Origin of the sequence: Desulfogranum marinum (assembly GCF_963675105.2) — a bacterium.
In the GTDB taxonomy this organism is placed as follows: Bacteria; Desulfobacterota; Desulfobulbia; order Desulfobulbales; family Desulfobulbaceae; genus Desulfogranum; species Desulfogranum marinum.
Genome location: NZ_CAXXRO010000001.1, coordinates 18,326 through 37,639, shown reverse-complemented (window position 1 = coordinate 37,639; position 19,314 = coordinate 18,326). Strand labels below are relative to the sequence as shown.

General features: G+C 44.8%; 15 protein-coding genes. 12 read left to right on the top strand and 3 right to left on the bottom strand.

The window, feature by feature from the left end; translation table 11 throughout:
- Window positions 1-335: 335 nt before the first annotated feature.
- From sucC to ACHZCY_RS00125, 5 genes are all read left to right on the top strand, one after another.
- Window positions 336-1,493: an ADP-forming succinate--CoA ligase subunit beta gene (gene sucC / locus ACHZCY_RS00145; protein WP_319547418.1), complete on the top strand. Its 1,158-nt coding sequence runs from the start codon at window positions 336-338 to the stop codon at window positions 1,491-1,493.
- A 106-nt stretch (window positions 1,494-1,599) separates the two neighbouring features.
- Window positions 1,600-2,466, top strand: a complete 867-nt coding sequence (gene sucD / locus ACHZCY_RS00140) for a succinate--CoA ligase subunit alpha (protein WP_205220523.1) — start codon at window positions 1,600-1,602, stop codon at window positions 2,464-2,466.
- Between the two features lie 105 nt (window positions 2,467-2,571).
- Window positions 2,572-4,128 carry an acyl-CoA carboxylase subunit beta gene (locus ACHZCY_RS00135; protein WP_205220522.1) on the top strand — a complete coding sequence of 519 codons (1,557 nt, stop codon included), beginning with the start codon at window positions 2,572-2,574 and terminating at the stop codon, window positions 4,126-4,128.
- 72 nt (window positions 4,129-4,200) lie between these two features.
- On the top strand, window positions 4,201-4,398 hold the full coding sequence (locus ACHZCY_RS00130; RefSeq protein ID WP_319547417.1) for a hypothetical protein: 198 nt from the start codon (window positions 4,201-4,203) through the stop codon (window positions 4,396-4,398).
- Between the two features lie 56 nt (window positions 4,399-4,454).
- Window positions 4,455-6,431, top strand: coding sequence for a pyruvate carboxylase subunit B (locus ACHZCY_RS00125; RefSeq protein WP_319547416.1), 1,977 nt, complete (start codon window positions 4,455-4,457; stop codon window positions 6,429-6,431).
- A gap of 88 nt (window positions 6,432-6,519) precedes the next feature.
- On the opposite strand, the gene ACHZCY_RS00120 is transcribed toward ACHZCY_RS00125, so the two are convergent.
- The 3 genes from ACHZCY_RS00120 to ACHZCY_RS00110 form a co-directional block, all read right to left on the bottom strand.
- Window positions 6,520-7,434, bottom strand: a complete 915-nt coding sequence (locus ACHZCY_RS00120; protein ID WP_319547415.1) for an HpcH/HpaI aldolase/citrate lyase family protein — start codon at window positions 7,432-7,434, stop codon at window positions 6,520-6,522.
- A gap of 686 nt (window positions 7,435-8,120) precedes the next feature.
- The gene (locus ACHZCY_RS00115; protein ID WP_319547414.1) at window positions 8,121-9,680 is read right to left on the bottom strand and encodes a sensor domain-containing diguanylate cyclase; all 1,560 of its coding nucleotides are present in this window, start codon (window positions 9,678-9,680) and stop codon (window positions 8,121-8,123) included.
- A 147-nt stretch (window positions 9,681-9,827) separates the two neighbouring features.
- Complete coding sequence (locus ACHZCY_RS00110) at window positions 9,828-10,874, bottom strand: KamA family radical SAM protein (RefSeq protein ID WP_205220517.1); 1,047 nt, start codon at window positions 10,872-10,874, stop codon at window positions 9,828-9,830.
- Between the two features lie 423 nt (window positions 10,875-11,297).
- Here ACHZCY_RS00110 and ACHZCY_RS00105 point away from each other — a divergent pair, with 423 nt between their 5' ends.
- The 7 genes from ACHZCY_RS00105 to ACHZCY_RS00075 all read left to right on the top strand — a co-directional run bounded on the left by ACHZCY_RS00105 (window position 11,298) and on the right by ACHZCY_RS00075 (window position 19,011).
- Window positions 11,298-13,124 (top strand): sensor histidine kinase, encoded by a 1,827-nt coding sequence (locus ACHZCY_RS00105; protein WP_319547413.1) that lies wholly within the window; start codon window positions 11,298-11,300, stop codon window positions 13,122-13,124.
- 9 nt (window positions 13,125-13,133) lie between these two features.
- Window positions 13,134-14,489: a sigma-54-dependent transcriptional regulator gene (locus tag ACHZCY_RS00100; protein WP_319547412.1), complete on the top strand. Its 1,356-nt coding sequence runs from the start codon at window positions 13,134-13,136 to the stop codon at window positions 14,487-14,489.
- A gap of 310 nt (window positions 14,490-14,799) precedes the next feature.
- Window positions 14,800-15,792: a TRAP transporter substrate-binding protein gene (locus tag ACHZCY_RS00095; protein ID WP_319547411.1), complete on the top strand. Its 993-nt coding sequence runs from the start codon at window positions 14,800-14,802 to the stop codon at window positions 15,790-15,792.
- Between the two features lie 102 nt (window positions 15,793-15,894).
- Window positions 15,895-16,440, top strand: a complete 546-nt coding sequence (locus ACHZCY_RS00090) for a TRAP transporter small permease (RefSeq protein ID WP_319547410.1) — start codon at window positions 15,895-15,897, stop codon at window positions 16,438-16,440.
- On the top strand, window positions 16,437-17,837 hold the full coding sequence (locus tag ACHZCY_RS00085; RefSeq protein ID WP_205220512.1) for a TRAP transporter large permease: 1,401 nt from the start codon (window positions 16,437-16,439) through the stop codon (window positions 17,835-17,837). The genes ACHZCY_RS00090 and ACHZCY_RS00085 overlap by 4 nt, the downstream gene beginning before the upstream one ends.
- A gap of 85 nt (window positions 17,838-17,922) precedes the next feature.
- Complete coding sequence (locus ACHZCY_RS00080; RefSeq protein WP_205220511.1) at window positions 17,923-18,414, top strand: universal stress protein; 492 nt, start codon at window positions 17,923-17,925, stop codon at window positions 18,412-18,414.
- Between the two features lie 183 nt (window positions 18,415-18,597).
- Window positions 18,598-19,011: a hypothetical protein gene (locus ACHZCY_RS00075; RefSeq protein ID WP_319547409.1), complete on the top strand. Its 414-nt coding sequence runs from the start codon at window positions 18,598-18,600 to the stop codon at window positions 19,009-19,011.
- Window positions 19,012-19,314 lie beyond the last annotated feature (303 nt).

Here is a 19,314-nt window from a genome sequence, read left to right as displayed (position 1 = left end):
TTATAGGTTTTCGAGTTTACTCGTTGGGCCACATTGTGGTCCGCTGAGAGGGTCGAAGGATCGGCAGAGCTACCGCTTTGTAGATTTCTAACCTATCGGGCGCCTGGTTTAGGCTTGTTGTACAGCATGAGACAATGGCTATAAGGGCAACTGCGATTATCGGTTGCCATGGAAGCAGCATTTTTTTTTATGTCTAGCCGAATCCATCCCCGAAAAAGCGAGTGATATTCACTTGGAGCTCGTAGTAGCGGTGTTTATTTGGAATTTGAAACAACTTTACTTCTCTAGGAGACCGCCCGTCGATTACGAACGGTACTCCGCAAAAGGATGCGTCTATGAAAATTCATGAGTATCAGGCCAAGGAATTATTCCGGAAATACAATGTACCGACCCCTAATGGCAAGGTCGCTTACAAAACAGAAGAAGTTGAAAAAATCGCGGACGAATTTGGACTCCCTGTAGTTGTAAAGGCCCAGGTTCATGCAGGTGGTCGTGGAAAAGGCGGCGGTGTAAAGCTTGCTAAAACCAAAGAAGATGTGAAAACAGTTTCTGATGAAATTATTGGCATGACTCTTGTCACCAAGCAGACTGGTGCCCAAGGTAAAAAGGTCAACAAGGTGTTGGTTGAGCAGGGCGTTAGTATTAAGAAAGAACTTTATCTTTCCATTATTCCCGATCGTGAAACCTGTTCTGTGGCTATTGTTTGCAGTCAGGACGGTGGTATGGATATCGAGGAAGTTGCAGCAAAAACTCCTGAGCGTATCATCACTGTTCATGTCAGCCCAACAACCGGTGTTCAGCCTTTCCACACTCGTCAGGTTTGCTTTGGCCTGGAATTGCCTAAAGAGTTGATGAAGCCGATGTCTGCACTGGTGAAGAACCTCTACAACCTGTTTGTAGATTATGATTGCTCCATGCTGGAAATCAACCCGTTGATCATTACTGAAGAAGACGACATCATCGCACTTGATGCAAAGATCGACGTTGATGGTAACTCTATGTATCGCCATCCGGATGTAAAAGAAATGCATGATCCGGACGAAGAAGATCCTATCGAACTCGAAGCCAGCCAGTATGGACTCAACTACATTAACCTGGATGGTAACGTTGGTAACATCGTTAACGGTGCAGGCCTTGCTATGGCTACCATGGATATCGTTAAGATGGCAGGTGCTTCTCCTGCAAACTTCCTTGACGTAGGAGGCGGAGCAAATGCTGAAGCCATTGAAAACGGTTTCCGCCTTATCATGAGCGATGCTAACGTAAAAGGTATTCTGATTAATGTCTTCGGCGGCATCCTTCGTTGTGATATTCTGGCGCAGGGTGTTGTACAGGCTGCTACCAAATTGGGCCTCTCTGTACCTGTTGTAGTCCGTATGGAAGGAACAAATGTTGAAGAAGGCCGCAAGATTCTTGCAGACTCCGGTCTCGACCTGGTTAATGCTGTTGATCTTGCTGACGCAGCTGAAAAGGTCGCGGCACTTGTAGCCTAATAAACGAGTTCTCTTTGTCTGTCTCTCCAGTCGGGAGTGCGAAGTCGGAGAAAGAAGATAAACTCGAATTCAACGGAATTATCAAATAGATCCATAGAGGAATACAATGAGCGTTTTCGTAAATAAAGACACCCGTTTACTTGTACAAGGTATTACAGGCCAGGAAGGCCAGTTTCATGCAAGGTCCTGTATTGCTTACGGAACCAACGTCGTTGCCGGTGTAACTCCCGGTAAGGGCGGACAGAAAATGGACGATGTGCCGATTTACAATTCAGTAAAAGAAGCAAGGGCTGCATCAGGAGCGAATGCTTCCATGATTTTGGTCCCGCCACCATTTGCAGCAGATGCCATCATGGAAGCTGCAGACGCCGGTATTGAGCTCGTCGTCTGTATCACAGAGGGAATCCCGGTTATGGACATGATGCGGGTGAAGAATTATCTCGCAACCAAGACCACCCGTCTGATTGGACCTAACTGTCCAGGAATCATGACCCCAGGTGAGTGCAAAATCGGTATTATGCCAAACACCATGGGTAAGCCTGGTAATGTTGGTGTTGTCTCCCGTTCCGGAACCTTGACCTATGAAGCTGTTCACCAGTTGACTTCCGTAGGGTTTGGTCAAACCACTTGTATCGGTATTGGTGGCGACCCCATCAACGGCACCAACTTCATCGATTGTTTGGAAGCATTTGAAGCTGATCCAGAAACAAAAGCCATCGTAATGATTGGTGAGATCGGCGGTAATGCAGAAGAGGATGCTTGTGAGTGGATTAAAGCAAACACCGATAAGCCTGTAGTTGGCTTTGTTGCAGGACTTACAGCTCCTCCAGGTCGTCGTATGGGACATGCTGGTGCGATTGTAAGCGGCGGCAAGGGAACCGCTGAAGCCAAGATTGAAGCAATGAAGACCAGTGGTGTTCATCATTGTGAAAACCTTGGTAAAATGGGCGATCTTTGTAAAAAAGTTTTCTGATCCTTTGAATTACCAATAGGCGGGAGCAGTGATCGTTCGGTCACTGCTCCTGTGCTCATAACTGAAGTACGGAATGATCACTGAATTCTGCAGCAAGGAGACAGCATGAGTAGTACAACAAAAGAAAAAATTGAAGAGCTGAAAAAGCGCAGAGCAAAAGCACTTCTCGGTGGCGGCCAGGACAAGATTGATAAGATTCATGCCAAAGGAAAAAAAACGGCGCGTGAACGGATTAATCAACTCGTCGATCCAGGTTCTTTCGAGGAGTACGATTGTTTTAAGCTCCACCGATGTGTTAATTTCGGTATGGAAAAAATTAAGTTTGCCGGTGATGGTATCATAACCGGTTGCGGTAAAATTAATGGTCGCCCTGTGTATATATATGCCCAGGATTTTTCCGTATTGGCCGGTTCTCTTTCCGAAACCCTTGCTGAGAAGATCGTCAAGGTTATGGAACTCGGCGTGAAAAATGGTATCCCGGTTATCGGCTTGAACGATTCCGGTGGTGCTCGTATTCAGGAAGGTATTGAAGCTCTGCGCGGTTATACCGACATCTTCTTGCGCAACATTCTGTCTTCTGGAGTTGTTCCGCAGATTTCAGGTGTATTCGGCCCGTGTGCCGGTGGTGCTGTCTATTCACCTGCCCTTACCGACTTTATTATCCAGGTTAAATTGCAATCCTATATGTTCCTGACCGGACCTAAGGTTGTTAAAACCGTACTCAACGAAGACGTAACCGTTGAACAACTTGGTGGTGCATCCATGCATACCACCAAATCCGGTGTTACGGACCACGGCGCAGAGAATGAAGATGAAGCTATTCTCTACATTCAGAACCTGTTGTCGTACCTGCCGCAGAATAACATGGAAGATCCTCCAGACGTAGAGTGTGACGATCCGATCACTCGACGTTGCGACTCTCTCAACGAGATTATTCCGGATAATCCCAATGCTGCTTATGACATGAAAAACGTCATAAGAGAGACGGTTGATAACGGTGTTTTCTTTGAAATCAAGGAGAATTTTGCAGCCAATATCATCGTAGGGTTTGCCCGCTATGGCGGGAAGAGTGTTGGTATTGTTGCTAACCAACCTTCGTATTATGCAGGCGTTCTTGATATCGATGCTTCTAAAAAAGGAGCTCGTTTTGTTCGTTTCTGTGACTGTTTTAATATACCTGTTATCACCTTTGTCGACGTACCAGGCTTTCTTCCAGGTACTGATCAGGAATTCGGCGGTGTTATCACAAATGGTGCTAAGCTGATGTACGCCTTTGGTGAGGCAACAGTTCCTAAAATTACCATTATTACCCGTAAGGCATATGGTGGAGCATACTGTGTTATGTCTTCCAAGCATCTTCGCTGCGACATCAACTATGCTTGGCCTACCGCTGAGATTGCTGTTATGGGTGGTAAGGGTGCTGTTGAAGTTCTCTATGCGCGTGCAGCGAAAAATGAAGATGATCCTGCCGCATTCCTTGCTGAAAAAGAGAACGAGTATACCACTAACTTCTCCAATCCATATTGTGCAGCAGAGCGTGGGTATATAGACGACGTTATTGAGCCTGCTGAGACTCGTTCACGCATCATTAATGCCTTGAACACCATCAGTGGTAAACGCGATACCAACCCAGCGAAAAAGCACGGCAATATTCCACTGTAGGAGTGACAACGCAGTTTAAGTCCTCTGGACATGGAAATGCAGTGATCTAATTAATCATCAATGGGTGATACGATGGCAAAAAAGAGCGTAAAAATGGCAGCGGCGCTTGCAGCAGTAAATGCTTATTTGCAGGAGGAAGCGGAAGCTGCCTACCTGGAGCAGCAAGCTATGGCTGCTGCAGCTGCAAAGGCCGGACCTAACTTATGGGCAATTAGTGGACGACAGGAAATGATGTCCATGCGAAGAATGTTGCAAGCAAGATTGTTTTAATTGCTTCCCCATATATTTCGAATTTTAATGATCAAGAATTAGAGGAGACACAAACAATGAGCGACCAAGTGAAAATGACCGCCATGAATTACGATGCTGACCGTCCTGCAGCGGAAAATCCAGTAAAAGTTATGGACCTCAGTCTTCGTGATGGACATCAGTCTTTGTTCGCAACCCGCGGACGTACTGAAGACATGATTCCTGTGGCGGAAATGATGGATGAGGTTGGCTTCTGGGCAATCGAAACCTGGGGTGGCGCTACTTTTGATACAATGCATCGTTTTTTGAACGAAGATCCTTGGGAACGTCTGCGTACCCTGAAGCGTTATATCAAGAAAACCCCTTTCTCCATGCTGCTTCGTGCGCAGAACCTGGTTGGATATCGTAACTATGCCGATGACCTGGCACTTGCCTTTGTTGAACGTGCAGCTGAAAACGGAATGGATATTTTCCGGACCTTTGATGCACTCAATGACTACCGTAACTTTGAGACCGTTGTTAAACAAATCAAGGCTTCCGGTAAGCATTTTCAGGGTTGTATCTGCTACACCCTGACCGAGCCTCGTCTTGGTGGCGATCTGTATAACATTGACTACTATGTAAATAAAGCAAAAGACCTTGATTCCATGGGTGCAGACTCAATCTGTATCAAGGATATGGCTGGTCTGATTGCTCCTTATGATGCGTATGCGATTGTTAAGGCTATCAAGGAAAATACAGATACACCTGTTCATCTGCATAGTCACTTCACTTCAGGTATGTCTCCGCTGAGTCACCTGAAAGCAATTGAAGCCGGCGTTGACATTATTGATACCTGTATGGCCCCATATGCCTATCGTACATCGCATGCAGCAGTTGAACCTTTTGTTATGTCACTGTTGGGTACCAACCGCGACACCGGTTTTGACATCAAGAAGCTTGCGGAAATTAACGTTATTCTGGAAAAAGAAGTTCTGCCTAAGTACAAGCACCTGGCAGATGATTCCAAATTTTCCATTACTGACATCAACGTACTGTTGCACCAGACACCTGGCGGTATGCTGTCTAACCTTGTTAATCAGCTCCGTGAAATGGATGCTCTTGATAAAATTGACAACGTATACAAAGAGCTGCCTATCGTTCGTAAAGAACTTGGTCAGATTCCGCTTGTTACACCTACAAGCCAGATTGTTGGTATTCAGACGGTCAATAACGTTTTGTTTGATACCGAAGAAGAGCGGTATAAGATGATTACCGCCCAGGTAAAAGATCTTTGTTATGGTCTGTATGGTAAAACCGCTATACCTATTGATCCTGAAGTACAGAAAAAAGCGCTGAAAGGATACGAGCGTGGTGAAGAACCTATCAGTTGTCGTCCTGCAGAAGTACTTGAGCCTGAATTGGAAAAGGCAAAAGAGGAAATCGGCGATCTTGCTAAAGATATCGATGATCTCATTCTTTATGCCATTTATCCTGTAACCGGTAAGAAATTCCTCGAGTGGAAATATGGTGTTTCTGAGCCACCTGAAGAAGTTCGTCCGCTCACCATGGACGAAATTAAGGCTAAAGATGCATTGGTTGCCAAGGCAAAAGCCGGTCAATTGCTTGAAGCCAAGCCTGACACTCCTGAAAAAACCGCTAACCTTAGAACATTTAACGTGTTTGTTGATGGTGAGTATTTCAACGTTGAAGTTGACCCGACAGGTGACGTACCTGTAATGGCTGCACCTGCTGCCGCTCCTGCTGCTGCTCCAAAGCCAGCCGCTGCTGCCGCTCCTGCTGCTGCCGCTCCTGCTGCTGCGCCTGCCGCCGCTGCACCTGCTCCGGTAGCTGTTGAAGGTGGAACACCTTTGACCGCTCCAATGCCTGGTCTGATCATCAAGTATAATGTAAATGTTGGTGATACGGTCAGCGCTGGTGATACCGTCGTTATTCTTGAAGCCATGAAAATGGAAAACGCTCTTGGTGCACCATGTGATGGCGAAGTAAAAGCTCTTGGCTTTGCCTCCGGTGATACCGTTGTTAAAGATGCAGTTTTGGCTGTTATCGGCTAACGCGCATTACCCAGTAGTATAAAAAAGGGGTACTCTTCTGAGTACCCCATTTTTTTTATATTGTTACTAAACCGATTAGCAATTCAATTTAGACAAGTCCCAGGTGTTTAGCCTGGTTCCAGAGGTTGGTTGCAAGGCGTACCGTTGCCTGGTCCACCATTCGGCCTTCTACCGCAATCGCTCCCTTCCCTTTTGCTTTAGCTTCTTCGTTGGCTGCCAATACTTTTTGAGCAAGATCTATATCCTCTTGTGCTGGAGTAAAGACATCGTTGATTACATCAACCTGTCCAGGATGAATAGCCCACTTGCCGTCACATCCCAAGGCACACGCCATGACGGCTGACCGGCGTAATCCATCGAGATCTTTAAAGTTACCATAAGGGGCATCAATAGCAAGAGTGGCATTGGCTTTGGCGGCCATCACCATCTTACTGAGTGGAAAGTGCCATCTGTGCCCAGGATAGAGATCCTCTTCTTTTTCACCATGACCAGAAATAGAAACCAAACGTGCTCCAATAGATGCTGAATAGTCAGCGATGCCGAAAACGAGCGAAGTCACGCGTTGGCTTGCCCCAGCAATTTCATATGCGACTTGGAGGCCTTCAGCTGTTTCAATGGAGGCTTCTATTCCGACGGCAACGGATATGTTTTTGTTAAGTTCGACACCATTGAGCAAGTGATCAGCAAAGTGAATATCACTAGGGTGGTTTACTTTAGGGATGACAATAGCGTCGATGATATGGCCACAATTTTCAGCAACCTCAAGTAGATCACGGTAGGCAAAAGGAGTGTCGAGGCTGTTTATCCTTACCGTTACCGTACTATTACTCCAATCCAGTTGAGTGAGAGACTCAATAACTTGTTCTCTCGCCTGGTCTTTGCTATCAACCGGGACACTGTCTTCAAGATCCAGCATTATCACATCCGCGGCACTTTTGGCTGCCTTTGCATGCATTTTTTCAACATGACCGGGCACAGAAAGATTTGATCGTCTTGGTTTCATATACACCTCATGGTGAGCTAAATTGGTGGCGGAAAAAAGGGGAAAACTTATCATATTAAATCAAGTGTCTACCTTATCAGGATGGCTGCTTTCTGTTAAGAAATTTATAGAGAGAAAGGCTATTGCCTGTAAAATATTCTATTTGTAACGTAGATGCCCTCAATCTTTAGCTGGATAAACTGGTAAGGATATGTACGTCACTCCATGTTACTCTGAAATTGTATCTATATTTAGCAAGGGTTGGGGATACTCGCGTAGGTTGGTTGTGATCATTGCCGCGTAGTGGATAACTTTTTGCAGTATGGAAAAGTCTAGGATGGCAATTATGTTATATTGGATGTAACTGCTTGCATGTACCATCAGTTTGGACAGCCATGATTTTTCGAAGGAAGCGAAGATTCCGGTAGACTCATCTATGAGCCCGTTGATTTACTGCCTTTTCGACCAATCTCTTCGTTATGTTAAAAAAATAATCCTCGGAATATCATATATATGCCTGTGGTTATTTTTTTATCATGCCTCGACCTTGAACGAAAATTCTAGTAAATCAACAGATTCATCTATGCGAGAGATCAGTACTGTCCAGAGATTGGGTGCCTGTATGTGGGATTACATGCATGTAAAGTATAGCCGGTAAAAAAATATTTGGAACGATCTTACAAGGAGAGCCTCAAAAATCGAGGTCGTTATAGTTTAAACCATTTTTTCTTTTTCGGTGAGTACAGGACTGTTTTATTCCGACCAGCTGCTTTAGCTTCATACAACGCATTGTCAGCCAGATTGATAAAATCATTTTTTGAAAAATCCTTACTTTCTGGTCGCGCACTGGCAACGCCGATACTTATGGTGAGTTTATAGGTGCGCTCTCTATCGTCAAAATCATAATCATTTATGATTGTACGTATTTTTTCGGCAGCAAGCATGGCTTCTTCCGGCTCTGTCTCCGGCAGCACAAAGACAAATTCTTCACCACCGTACCTGGCAATCAGGTCATATTCTCTGATATTTTCTTTCGCAACTCGGCAGAATTCTTTTAAAATAAAATCACCAACCTGGTGGCCATATGTATCATTGAATTGTTTGAAATGGTCAATATCGGCCAGAAGGATGGAGATGGTACTGTTGTTACGAATGGAACGATTGATCTCGGTGTCGAGAAAGTTATGGAAAAAGCGATGGTTGTTGATTTCTGTCAGACTGTCAATGTTAGCTAAATTCTCGAGTAGAGCATTTTTTTGAGCAAGCTCATCTGTGAGGTTTTCAAGCTCCATTTTTGCCTTTATCAGTTCTCGGTTCATCTCTTCATAGGAGAGATTAAGCAGACTGAGTCGCAGGTTTGCTTCCTGAAGAATTTCAGCCACCGATTTAATATTATGAATTTTTATATTAAAAAAATCAGCACTCTTATCAATTTCCCGGTCCAATTGACGAAGGATTGTGTTGATGACCAGAGGGTTTAAAGAAAGCAGCTTTTTAGCTTTTTTGCGAAAGAGTTTATGATACTGCTCCGGTTTTTGAGAATAGTATATCCGGGTCAGTAATTGCGCGAGATAGATTGCACGAATATTCAGTTCAAGGTTGGTATCCTGACCGTCGTACTCTTCAGGGGCATGCGCATATTTTATGGGTAAGAGAAGACTATCCGGAAAACCCCATGCTTTCGCAGCTTCATAACCGACAACGCTGTGGGAAAGACCGATTATTTTTTTTTCAATTATTTCTTCATCTATTTCAGGATTTTCTTCCAGTTTTGCCAGCACTTTATCGTATTCAGCGGGAAGGGTGGTGGCGAAGATGAGCTTGCCTAAATTGTTGAGTAATCCTGAAATAAAAATTTCTTCAGTGCTGACATCATTGAGTTGCTCTAAAATCAGTTTAGCTGCGGTGGCGCAGATAACGGATTCTTCCCAGAATGTATTAAATTGAAAGCGAGGGCTACTGTTTTTGCTTCTTAAGTTGAGAAAGGAAAAGGAAAGTACGAGGCTTCTTACAGCATTGGTTCCCAGGATCGAAACCGCCTGGTTAATGGTGGCGATCTGTTGGGGAAAGCTGTAGAAAGAGGAATTGGATACTCGCAGCACTTTAGACGACAGGGCAACATCCCGTGTAATGAGGTTGGCTATATCTGTGAGGGTGGTTTCTTCCTTTGCCGTGATAGTGAGCAGTTTTGACGCAACCACAGGGAGGGTAGGAAGCTCGTTAGATTGCAGTATTTGCTCGAGTACTTCTTCTGAATTTCGGGTCATTGCCAACACCTGTTGAGTGCATTGATGTACATCGACTGAAAAAAACAGTACAATTATTTAACGAGATTAATCATTATATTACTCTATAGAGTATACAACGGAATTTTTGAAGGATTCAAGGAGGAATCTACGCTGAATAGTTCTCTTTCAGTCGATTGTCGTGTTGGGATAGCTGCAGGATTTACCCTGATAGGTTGTAAATTGAAGAGTATTATCAAGGCTGGTTATGTAGTCCGGTGTCAATGGTATCTTGCCGCCTCCACCAGGAGCGTCTAAAGCGTAGGTCGGAATAGCCATGCCGGATACATGGCCGATTAAATGTCGCATGATAGCCATCCCGGTTTCAATGGAAGTTCGAAAATGTGAGGTACCCCGGGTAAGGTCGGCTTGAAAAAGATAGTATGGTTTAACTCGTATCTGTATAAGTTTATACATCAATTCTCTTATAATATCAGGATCGTCGTTAATTCCGCGAAGCAGAACTGTTTGGCACCCCAAGGGGATACCTGCATCAGCCAGTAGTGAACACGCCCGGCTTGATTGGAGGGTGATCTCTGCAGGATGATTAAAATGGGTATTTATATAAAGGGGATGGTATTTTCCCAGCATCTGTGCCAGTTCCGGTGTGACTCTTTCCGGCAGGGTGCAAGGAATTCTCGTGCCAATACGAATGGTTACTACGTGAGGGATCAAGCGAACAGCTTGGATAATTTTTTCCAGACGTTGGTCAGTAAGCATGAGTGGGTCGCCACCGGAGAGGAGAACGTCTCTTATTGCCGGCGTTTGTTTTATGTAAGTAATGCCATCCGCGATAGTTTGGTCGGTAATGACCATTTCAGATTTGCCAACCTTTCTTTTTCTGGTACAAAAACGGCAATATACGGAGCATTGATTACTGATGAGGAAAAGAGCACGATCTGGATATTTATGGACCAGGTTAGGAACCGGACTCAGGTTTTCTTCATCCAGAGGATCTACAAGGCCGTCGGGATCATGGAGTTCACGAATGTCAGGCACTGCCTGTTTTAACAGTGGGGTACCAAATTTTTTGATGAGTTGGAAATAGTAATTACTTATTCGCATAGGATAGGTAGCATGCACCCTGCTGATACTTTCCATATCCATATCCCGCAACACATTTAGCTGTTTGGGTTGTGTGATGCTGGCCGAAGGAAAAGGTATATAGCTACTCATTTGTACTGACTATGGTTCAATATCATTTTAAAAAAGGATTCCTTTCCCGATATCTGGGATATGGTACAGTGTCTGCTCCTCGTCGGTTGGTAAACGGGGAGTATACTTTGTGTAGAAATATTTCTGCAGTAAAAGTTACTATTCAGGGAATAGCAGATAACCTAGCCCTAACTCCCATCTGTAACTGATCAGGTGGCGTGCTGCTGAAAGTCACCGGTAAAATTTATGAGCGCCAATACAAAGGGCGTACCGGGAATTGATCAGAAAAATAAATTTTGTAGCGCAGGCCCAAGGTAAAAAGCGTTTAACTGCCAGGAATATAAGAGATCCGTCTTAAATTAGCCAGAGACAATCACCTGTGTTGGAGAAAAGCGGATCCAAGGTGTCATTTGTACTTGTTGCAATGAGAGGTTAGAAAAACAAGTGGGACGTTCATTAATCATAGCTTTGATTAGCGGTATACTGTTTTTGGTGCTCACTATTGCAGGAGCCGGCAGGTGGGCTTATCAGCAGGGGGTTACCGAAAAAGCAGAAGAGGTTTCCACCAGACTCACCCTGTATATATCGTATTTGCAGGGAGTGCTTGAAAGGTATGAAATTCTGCCTGAGCTGCTGGCTCACGATAAACGGTTGGTCAATTTTCTGCAAAACCCAGGCAGTAGAGAGAGAATTGAAGCCTTTAATCGATATTTAGAGACCGTGAATGTGATCAGCGATGCCGCAGATACCTATCTCATGGACAAAGAGGGGCTCACTATTGCTGCCAGTAATTGGCAGGCTCCCCGTCCTTTTGTTGGGAGAAATTTTAGTTTTCGACCTTATTTTCAAGAAGCAATGCAGGGACAATTGGGGCGCTATTTTGCACTAGGTGCAACATCAAGCCAGCGTGGATATTACTTTGCCTATCCTGTTCGACAGGGCAAGAACATTCTCGGAGCGCTGGTGATGAAGATTAATATCGACGTAGTTGAGGAAAACTGGAACAAACAGGGAGACACCTTTCTTGTTACAGACCCTGAGGGGGTAATTTTTATCACTACCGATTCTGATTGGCGTTACCGCACTCTCTTGCCTCTTTCTAAGGAAGTATTGTCACAGATTACAGCCAGCAAGCGATATCCTGATGCTTCTTTGCTGCCCCTTTCCGTCGCTCATACCAAAAAGGGGCAGGGGTACAATATTTTATCAATAGTAGATGACTCTTCGGGTGTTGTTCATCGTTACCTTCATGTCAGTGCCTCTATGCCACATGCAGGGTGGGAAGTACAGATCCTTTCCGACATCAAAGGAATTGATCAGTTTGTCTTGCGTACCATTGTCCTGGTCGGATCGTTTTTTGTATTCGTGATCATGGTTATACTTTTATTCTGGCAACATCAGCAACGGTTGAGCGAGCGCCATCGGTACGAAGAGAATTCACGTAAGTTGCTTGAAGATGCTAACGAAGTGCTTGAGTCTAGAGTTGCCAGTCGGACGGTTGAATTGACCGAGTCCAATGTGAAGCTGAGGCAGGAAATTGAAGAACGGCAGAAAACAGAAGAGCAGTTGCGACGAGCAAGGAGGGAACTGATCCATGCAGCGAAGCTGGCAGCATTGGGACAGATGTCGGCTGGGATAACCCATGAATTAAATCAGCCGCTTGCAGCAATTCGTGTTTATTCCGACAATGCAGTGCAACTCCTTCAGCAGCATCGGAGCGGAGATGCGTTGTGGAACCTGGAACAGATAAGTGAATTGACCGAAAGGATGGCAGAGCTTGGCGCGCAACTCAAGCTTTTTGCCAGAAAAAACAGCGGCAAGGTTGATGTTGTACCACTTCATGGTTCCCTTGACGGAGCATTGGAAATACTAGGGCCGGTCATACGGAAATCAGCTGTCCAACCCGATATCAGCATTGACCCTGATGACTTGGAAGTCAAGGCTAATAACGTTTTATTGCAGCAGGTGTTTGTTAACTTAATTAGTAATGCGATCCATGCCGTGAAAGACCAAAAGGTGAAAAAAATAGAAATTTTTGCTCACCGAGTCGATCAGAAAGTGTACGTGGTGGTTCAGGATAGTGGATCGGGAATCGATAAAAAACATGCTGAACAGATATTTGATCCATTTTTTACGACCAAGGAACCGGGCCAGGGGCTGGGTTTAGGGCTGACAATTTCATCGCGTATTATAAAAGAAATGGGTGGCACGCTTGCCCTTGTCGACAGGCCCGTTGGGACTTGTTTTGAAATTCAATTAGAAGCGCCATAATAAATAGTTATGAATGTTTTAACCAAGGTCCTTTTCATTGATGATGAAAAGCATATTCGCCAGGCAAACCGCCAGACCCTTGAGCTTGCGGGGCTAGAAGTTGTAGCGTCTGATTGTGCAGAAGAGGTTTTTGATATCATTACCAAAGACTGGCCAGGGGTAATTGTATGCGACATCCGTCTCCCCGGGATGAATGGGATGGAACTGCAGGAGAAAATCAACCTTATGGACCGGGACCTCCCCGTTATTCTTATAACCGGTCACGGAGACGTTTCCACTGCCGTCAAAGCGATGCGTAACGGTGCCTATGATTTTTTAGAGAAACCCTATGCACCTGAGCGGTTTGTTAAAACGGTGACAAGGGCCCTCGAAAAACGGATGCTGACCCTTGAGAATAGGCTCCTTCGCTCAGAGCTTGAGGTCCACAGTGCTCCTGGACCGAGGATTATAGGGGTAACGCCGGCAACCAAGAGGCTCCGTGCGACGATTGCCCAGATAGCAGACACCGGAGCAGATGTCCTGATCGTCGGTGAAACCGGAACAGGTAAAGAACTTGTTGCCAGATCCCTCCATGAGCATAGCAGGAGAAGAAATAAAAATTTTGTAGCAGTTAACTGTGGTGCGATTGCTGAAAATTTGATCGAAAGTGAGTTGCTTGGTCATGAGGCAGGTGCTTTTACGGACGCAAAAAACAAGCGGGTCGGTAAATTAGAGCATGCCAATGGCGGCACCCTTATGCTTGATGAAATTGAGAGCATGCCGCTCCAGATGCAGGTACATCTTCTTCGTGTGCTACAAGAACGTGCAGTGGAACGATTAGGTTCCAATAAGCTGATCCCGCTGGATATTCGAGTAGTTGCTGCGGCCAAAGTTGATCTTAAGGAGGCTTCGGACAGAAACGAATTTCGAAAAGATCTCTATTATAGATTGAATGTGGTGTGTATCGATATCCCCCCTTTACGGCATCGGCGGGAAGATATTCCATTGCTGTTTCATCATTACTTGCTCGTGGCCGGACATCGCTACCAGCGTGAAGTACCAGCCCCCCAACCAGCGGAAGTCAACATGCTGATGACCTATGACTGGCCGGGTAACGTGAGGGAACTGCGTAACCTGGCTGAGCGCTATGTGCTCTTAGGAAGTCAGTCAGATTGGTCGGTTGAGCAATTGCTGGCAGGCGAGGTTACAGAACTTTCCGGCAGTCTGCATCAGCAGGTCGAAATGTTTGAACGGGCTTTGTTGGAGCAGGCTCTGAGTGCACATAAAGGCTCACTCAAGGGGGTCATGGCTACCCTATCATTACCGAGAAAGACCCTTTATGATAAACTGCAAAAATACGGTTTAGATAAAAACGATTTTAAGTAGTCCTTTTTTCCCATTGGCGGGTAAGCTTCCGCCTCCAACCTTTGTGCTAATGGGTGGTTTTTCACCCATTGGTATATCTCCTGGACCAAGCATCTTTTTTGGTATTTATCACATTTTCAGGTGGTTACCATCTAATTCTGTTTAGTGGTGCTAAAATTGCATTCATAGACCCGACAAACCATGACAGGTTTGAATTCCTAGCCCTATTTCATGAGAAATATGGGGTAGCCCTGCCGTTTTATCTTGGCAGAGTTTATCGACTTCGGCATTTGCCGGTAATGTATCACCCGAATAAGAAATGGAGGATTGTATGTTTCGTAAAATTACAATGGCAGCAGCAGCATTGACAATTACAGCAGCTCTAGCAGCCGGACCTGTATTGGCTAAGCCGATTGTCATCAAATTTTCCCATGTCGTTGCAGAAAATACCCCTAAAGGACAGATGGCAAACAAGTTTAAGGAACTTATTGCTGAAAAGCTTGGGGATAAGGTCGTGGTTGAAGTATATCCAAACTCTCAGCTTTTTGGTGATAATAAAGTACTTGAAGCCATGTTGCTGGGTGATGTACAGATGGCTGCCCCTTCACTGTCTAAGTTTGAAAGATACACGAAAAAAGTTGCTCTGTATGACCTGCCGTTTTTGTTCGAAGACATTACTGCGGTTGATAAATTTCAATCGAGTAAAGAAGGGCAGGATATGCTTAATGCCATGAAAAAGAAAGGCCTGATTGGTCTTGGTTATCTGCATAATGGAATGAAGCAGCTTTCTTCTTCGCAACCGCTGAAAGTACCGGCTGATGCAGCTGGTCTTAAATTCCGGATCATGTCTTCAGACGTTCTTGCCGCACAGTTTCAGGCGGTCGATGCAACACCTTTGAAAAAGCCTTTTTCAGAGGTGTTTACTCTGCTGCAAACCAAGGCCATTGATGGACAGGAAAACACCTGGTCTAATATTTACTCGAAAAAATTCTTTGAAGTACAACCATATATTACAGAATCCAATCATGGACTGCTTGACTACATGGTCGTTACTTCAACAGAGTTCTGGATGGACCTGTCCGACGACATACGCGCGGAAGTGAAAAAAGCTCTTGATGAGGCAATTGTATTTGGTAATCAAGTCGCCGCTGAAAAAGCCAAGTCTGACAAACAAAAGATTATTGACTCAAAGCGTAGCCAAATCATTGAGTTAACTCGCGAAGAAAGAGCGCAATGGGTAGAGGTTATGAAGCCGGTTTGGGGTAAATTTGAGCATGAGATTGGTAAAGAACTGATCGATGCAGCTTATAACTCCAATAAATAAAGAGAGGGTAGTTCCTATAGGCGTTGTGATGCAATAAATTCAAGGATAGGGGCAATTCTTCAGATTGGTCCCTATCCTCTCTTTTTAATGAGGATTCGCTCTATGTTTTTGCGTGTTTTAAATCAAGTCGAAGAGGCGATAATCAGTCTTCTTTTGATAGCAACCACGCTTTTAGTCTTCCTGGATGTGGTTATGCGTTTCGGTTTTAATACCGGTTTTATGTGGACCCAGGAATTAACGCTGCATATGTCTGCCTGGTTTGTACTGTTTGGTACATCGTATGGAATTAAGGTCGGTTCACATATAGGCGTGGATGCTTTTGTAAAGCTCTTTCCTCGAGGAATGAGAAGATTAATAACCATTGTGGCCTGCACTCTCTCTCTTTGTTACTGCGGACTCATCCTTTACGGTAGTTGGATTTATCTGAGTAAGATGAAAAAAATAGGGATTGAACTTGAAGATCTCCCAATACCTACTTGGCTTGCTCATGGAATGTTGCTTGTAGGGTTTTCCTTTATTTCCATCCGTATATTGATACTCTTGTATCAGGTTATTGTTGGCGATGCTGATGGGTTTCGTCACGTGGATGAGGCTAAAGAGAGTATGGAGATTGTTGAAGAATTAAAAGAAGAGGAGGTCATGTCATGACAACAGCAGCACTCTTTATATTGCTCTTTGGCTGTATGCTGCTTGGCATGCCCATTGCCCTTGCATTAGGGCTATCCAGTATTACAACCATTCTCTTTTTCTCCAGTGACTCGCTTGCTTCTATCGCATTGAAATTATTCGAAGCACTGTCCGAGCATTATACCTTACTGGCTATCCCGTTTTTTATCCTGTCATCAGCGTTTCTCTCTACTGGCGGTGTTGCCAAGCGAATTATCCGCTTTGCACTTAGTCTGGTCGGCCACATTCGCGGTGGTTTGGCAATGGCATCAGTCATGGCGTGTATGATATTTGCTGCTGTTTCAGGATCATCACCGGCAACGGTTGCGGCCATTGGCTCTATTGTTATTGTTGGTATGGTACGGGCAGGTTATCCCGAGAGTTTTGCAGCTGGGGTTATTACCAATGCCGGCACATTGGGGATTTTGATTCCACCTTCTATTGTTATGCTTGTTTATGCTGCCGCTACCGAGGTCTCTGCCGCCAGAATGTTTATGGCCGGCTTTCTCCCCGGCTTGATGATGGGCGGTATTTTAATGCTTGCTATCTACATTGCTGCCAGGATTAAAAAGTTGCCGGCCATGCCATGGAAAGGTTTTGGTGAAGTCTTTTCTGCCGGGTCATCAGCTTTTGGCGGTCTGATGCTGATTATTATTGTCCTTGGCTCCATTTACGGTGGCATTGCCAGTCCCACCGAAGCTGCGGCGGTTTCAGCAATTTATGCCTTTTTAGTCTCCATCTTCGGCTACCGAGATGTCGGTCCCTTAAAAGAAGTTGCATGGCGTAACAAGGGGGAAGGTTTTGGAAGTGCAGTTGGCAGAAATATTGGAAAATGCATAATAGCTGTACCCAAATGTCTCAACGACAAGGATGTGCGAAAGATCATACTTGATGCATCAAAAGTCAGCATCATGCTGTTGTTTATCATTGCCAACGCCATGTTATTTGCGCATGTATTGACAACTGAACGTATTCCACATCACCTTGCTGAGCTGATTATCGGCTGGGGACTCTCTCCCTGGATGTTTCTTATCGTAGTCAATATTCTGTTGCTTATGGCTGGAAATTTTATGGAGCCATCAGCCATTTTGCTTATTATGGCTCCTATTCTTTTTCCCATCGCTGTTAAGCTTGGTATTGATCCTATTCACCTTGGAATCATCATGGTGGTCAACATGGAAATTGGGATGCTGACGCCGCCGGTTGGGCTTAATCTTTTTGTTACTGCAGGCATAACCGGCAATAGTATTGGCTGGGTTATCCGCGCCTGTCTTCCATGGTTGATGTTGTTACTCTTGTTCCTCGTGATTATTACCTATATCCCACAGGTATCACTTTTCCTTCCAGAGTTTTTGGATAAGTTGCACGGGTATCAATAAGTGACCGTTGTTGAAAACACCTCTGAGTTTCTCAGAGGTGTTTTTGTTTGAGACTAAGGGCAAATGAAAAATTACGGAGACCAACATGATTCCACCAATTAATAAAGTTCTTTATGCTACTGACCTTGGTGAGCATACCAGACCTGTATTTCGTCGTGCAGTTAGTCTTGCCCGTCGGTATAATGCACTTTTACTGATGGTTCACGTCGTGGAGCCCCTCGGCACCGCAGGGAGTGCCATTGTTGAGACGTACCTTCCTGCTGAAACAGCAGATAAAGTTCTCAAAAACGGGGGAATGCATGATGTCTTGGAGAAAATGAAGAAACGGGTACAACTTTTTGCCGAAGAAGAACTGGCGGCTGAGAGTGCGGAAAGGATCCCTGACACAGAGGTCCATGTTACTCTGGGTACCCCAAGTCGTGAACTGTTGAGAATTGCAGAAGAGAACGATGTGGATGTGATCGTGATCGGGAAAAGTGCACATTCCTTTTTCGGTAATACCATGATGGGAACGTGTGCGCGGCGCGTCACCCGGTATAGCAATATTCCGGTTTTTCTGGTCCCTAATAACGATTGATTTTTTCCTGCTTGGGATTTTACCCAAGCAGGAAAATTTCCCTTTTCTCACGTATTACTCTTAACGACTTTTAAGATCTCATCTCTGAAACAACCATGACAGGAACACGATAACCGTGTTTTACGTTAAGCATTTAATTTGCTGTTCGGTTAATTTTGCTCATAATGTATTGAAGAGGGTGATATGCAAAGCTCGATGGTAGCCTCAATAATGGCAATTGTTTTTTTTGCCTTCTGCTTAAACGAAGCACAGGCGCATCCAACTGAACGGTTCGATCAGCGTACGCAGATGTGTAGATTGATAGCTAAACCTCCACTCGACTGGGAAAGCGAACCTTGGGGAACAGGCGGTAAAAAATTCAGAGAAGTATGTAAAAGCTGTCATTCAAGAGAGAGTGATAGCGGGGCACCATTTCTCCATGCAGAATCATACACTTCTGCAGCCTGGAACAGGATATTTTTTAAACGACGCAAAAAATGTGCTCGTGATGGCTCGTGGGACGTTCTCACTCAAGAGGAATTGTTACTGGTTAACGATTATCTCTATCGTAACGGCGCATGGACCTATGACCCTAATGATGCAGATTCCTGCGGTTGATGATGTTTTTGTCTCCGGTCGGAGATGAAAAAAGGGGAGAGGGGAGATATCAAAAAAACGAATTATGGGATAAATAGAGGCTGGATATATATTAAGCGTACTTACTGTTTCAAGGCCCTTCTTGGTGGTTCAATAGCATCCAAGAGGAGCGTTAAGCCATCTCGATTCTGTGCAGAATGTTGTTTCCTCTTTTGTTAGCTATCAAAGAACGTTCAGCTACGACAGGGTTTTCTGTATACTGACTTTTTTTGCTCAAAAAACAGCGAACCCGCTGGTTATACCAGTTCCTTCCTCCGTTCTACC

Excerpts from the sequence above, each read along its gene's own strand:
- ACHZCY_RS00130 (WP_319547417.1), top strand. The coding sequence starts at position 4,201 with ATGGCAAAAAAGAGCGTAAAAATGGCAGCGGCGCTTGCAGCAGTAAAT.
- ACHZCY_RS00135 (WP_205220522.1), top strand. The coding sequence starts at position 2,572 with ATGAGTAGTACAACAAAAGAAAAAATTGAAGAGCTGAAAAAGCGCAGA.
- sucD (WP_205220523.1), top strand. The coding sequence starts at position 1,600 with ATGAGCGTTTTCGTAAATAAAGACACCCGTTTACTTGTACAAGGTATT.
- ACHZCY_RS00080 (WP_205220511.1), top strand. The coding sequence starts at position 17,923 with ATGATTCCACCAATTAATAAAGTTCTTTATGCTACTGACCTTGGTGAG.
- ACHZCY_RS00110 (WP_205220517.1), bottom strand. The coding sequence starts at position 10,874 with ATGAGTAGCTATATACCTTTTCCTTCGGCCAGCATCACACAACCCAAA.
- ACHZCY_RS00115 (WP_319547414.1), bottom strand. The coding sequence starts at position 9,680 with ATGACCCGAAATTCAGAAGAAGTACTCGAGCAAATACTGCAATCTAAC.
- ACHZCY_RS00090 (WP_319547410.1), top strand. The coding sequence starts at position 15,895 with ATGTTTTTGCGTGTTTTAAATCAAGTCGAAGAGGCGATAATCAGTCTT.
- ACHZCY_RS00125 (WP_319547416.1), top strand. The coding sequence starts at position 4,455 with ATGAGCGACCAAGTGAAAATGACCGCCATGAATTACGATGCTGACCGT.
- ACHZCY_RS00095 (WP_319547411.1), top strand. The coding sequence starts at position 14,800 with ATGTTTCGTAAAATTACAATGGCAGCAGCAGCATTGACAATTACAGCA.
- ACHZCY_RS00085 (WP_205220512.1), top strand. The coding sequence starts at position 16,437 with ATGACAACAGCAGCACTCTTTATATTGCTCTTTGGCTGTATGCTGCTT.
- ACHZCY_RS00075 (WP_319547409.1), top strand. The coding sequence starts at position 18,598 with ATGCAAAGCTCGATGGTAGCCTCAATAATGGCAATTGTTTTTTTTGCC.
- ACHZCY_RS00100 (WP_319547412.1), top strand. The coding sequence starts at position 13,134 with ATGAATGTTTTAACCAAGGTCCTTTTCATTGATGATGAAAAGCATATT.
- sucC (WP_319547418.1), top strand. The coding sequence starts at position 336 with ATGAAAATTCATGAGTATCAGGCCAAGGAATTATTCCGGAAATACAAT.
- ACHZCY_RS00120 (WP_319547415.1), bottom strand. The coding sequence starts at position 7,434 with ATGAAACCAAGACGATCAAATCTTTCTGTGCCCGGTCATGTTGAAAAA.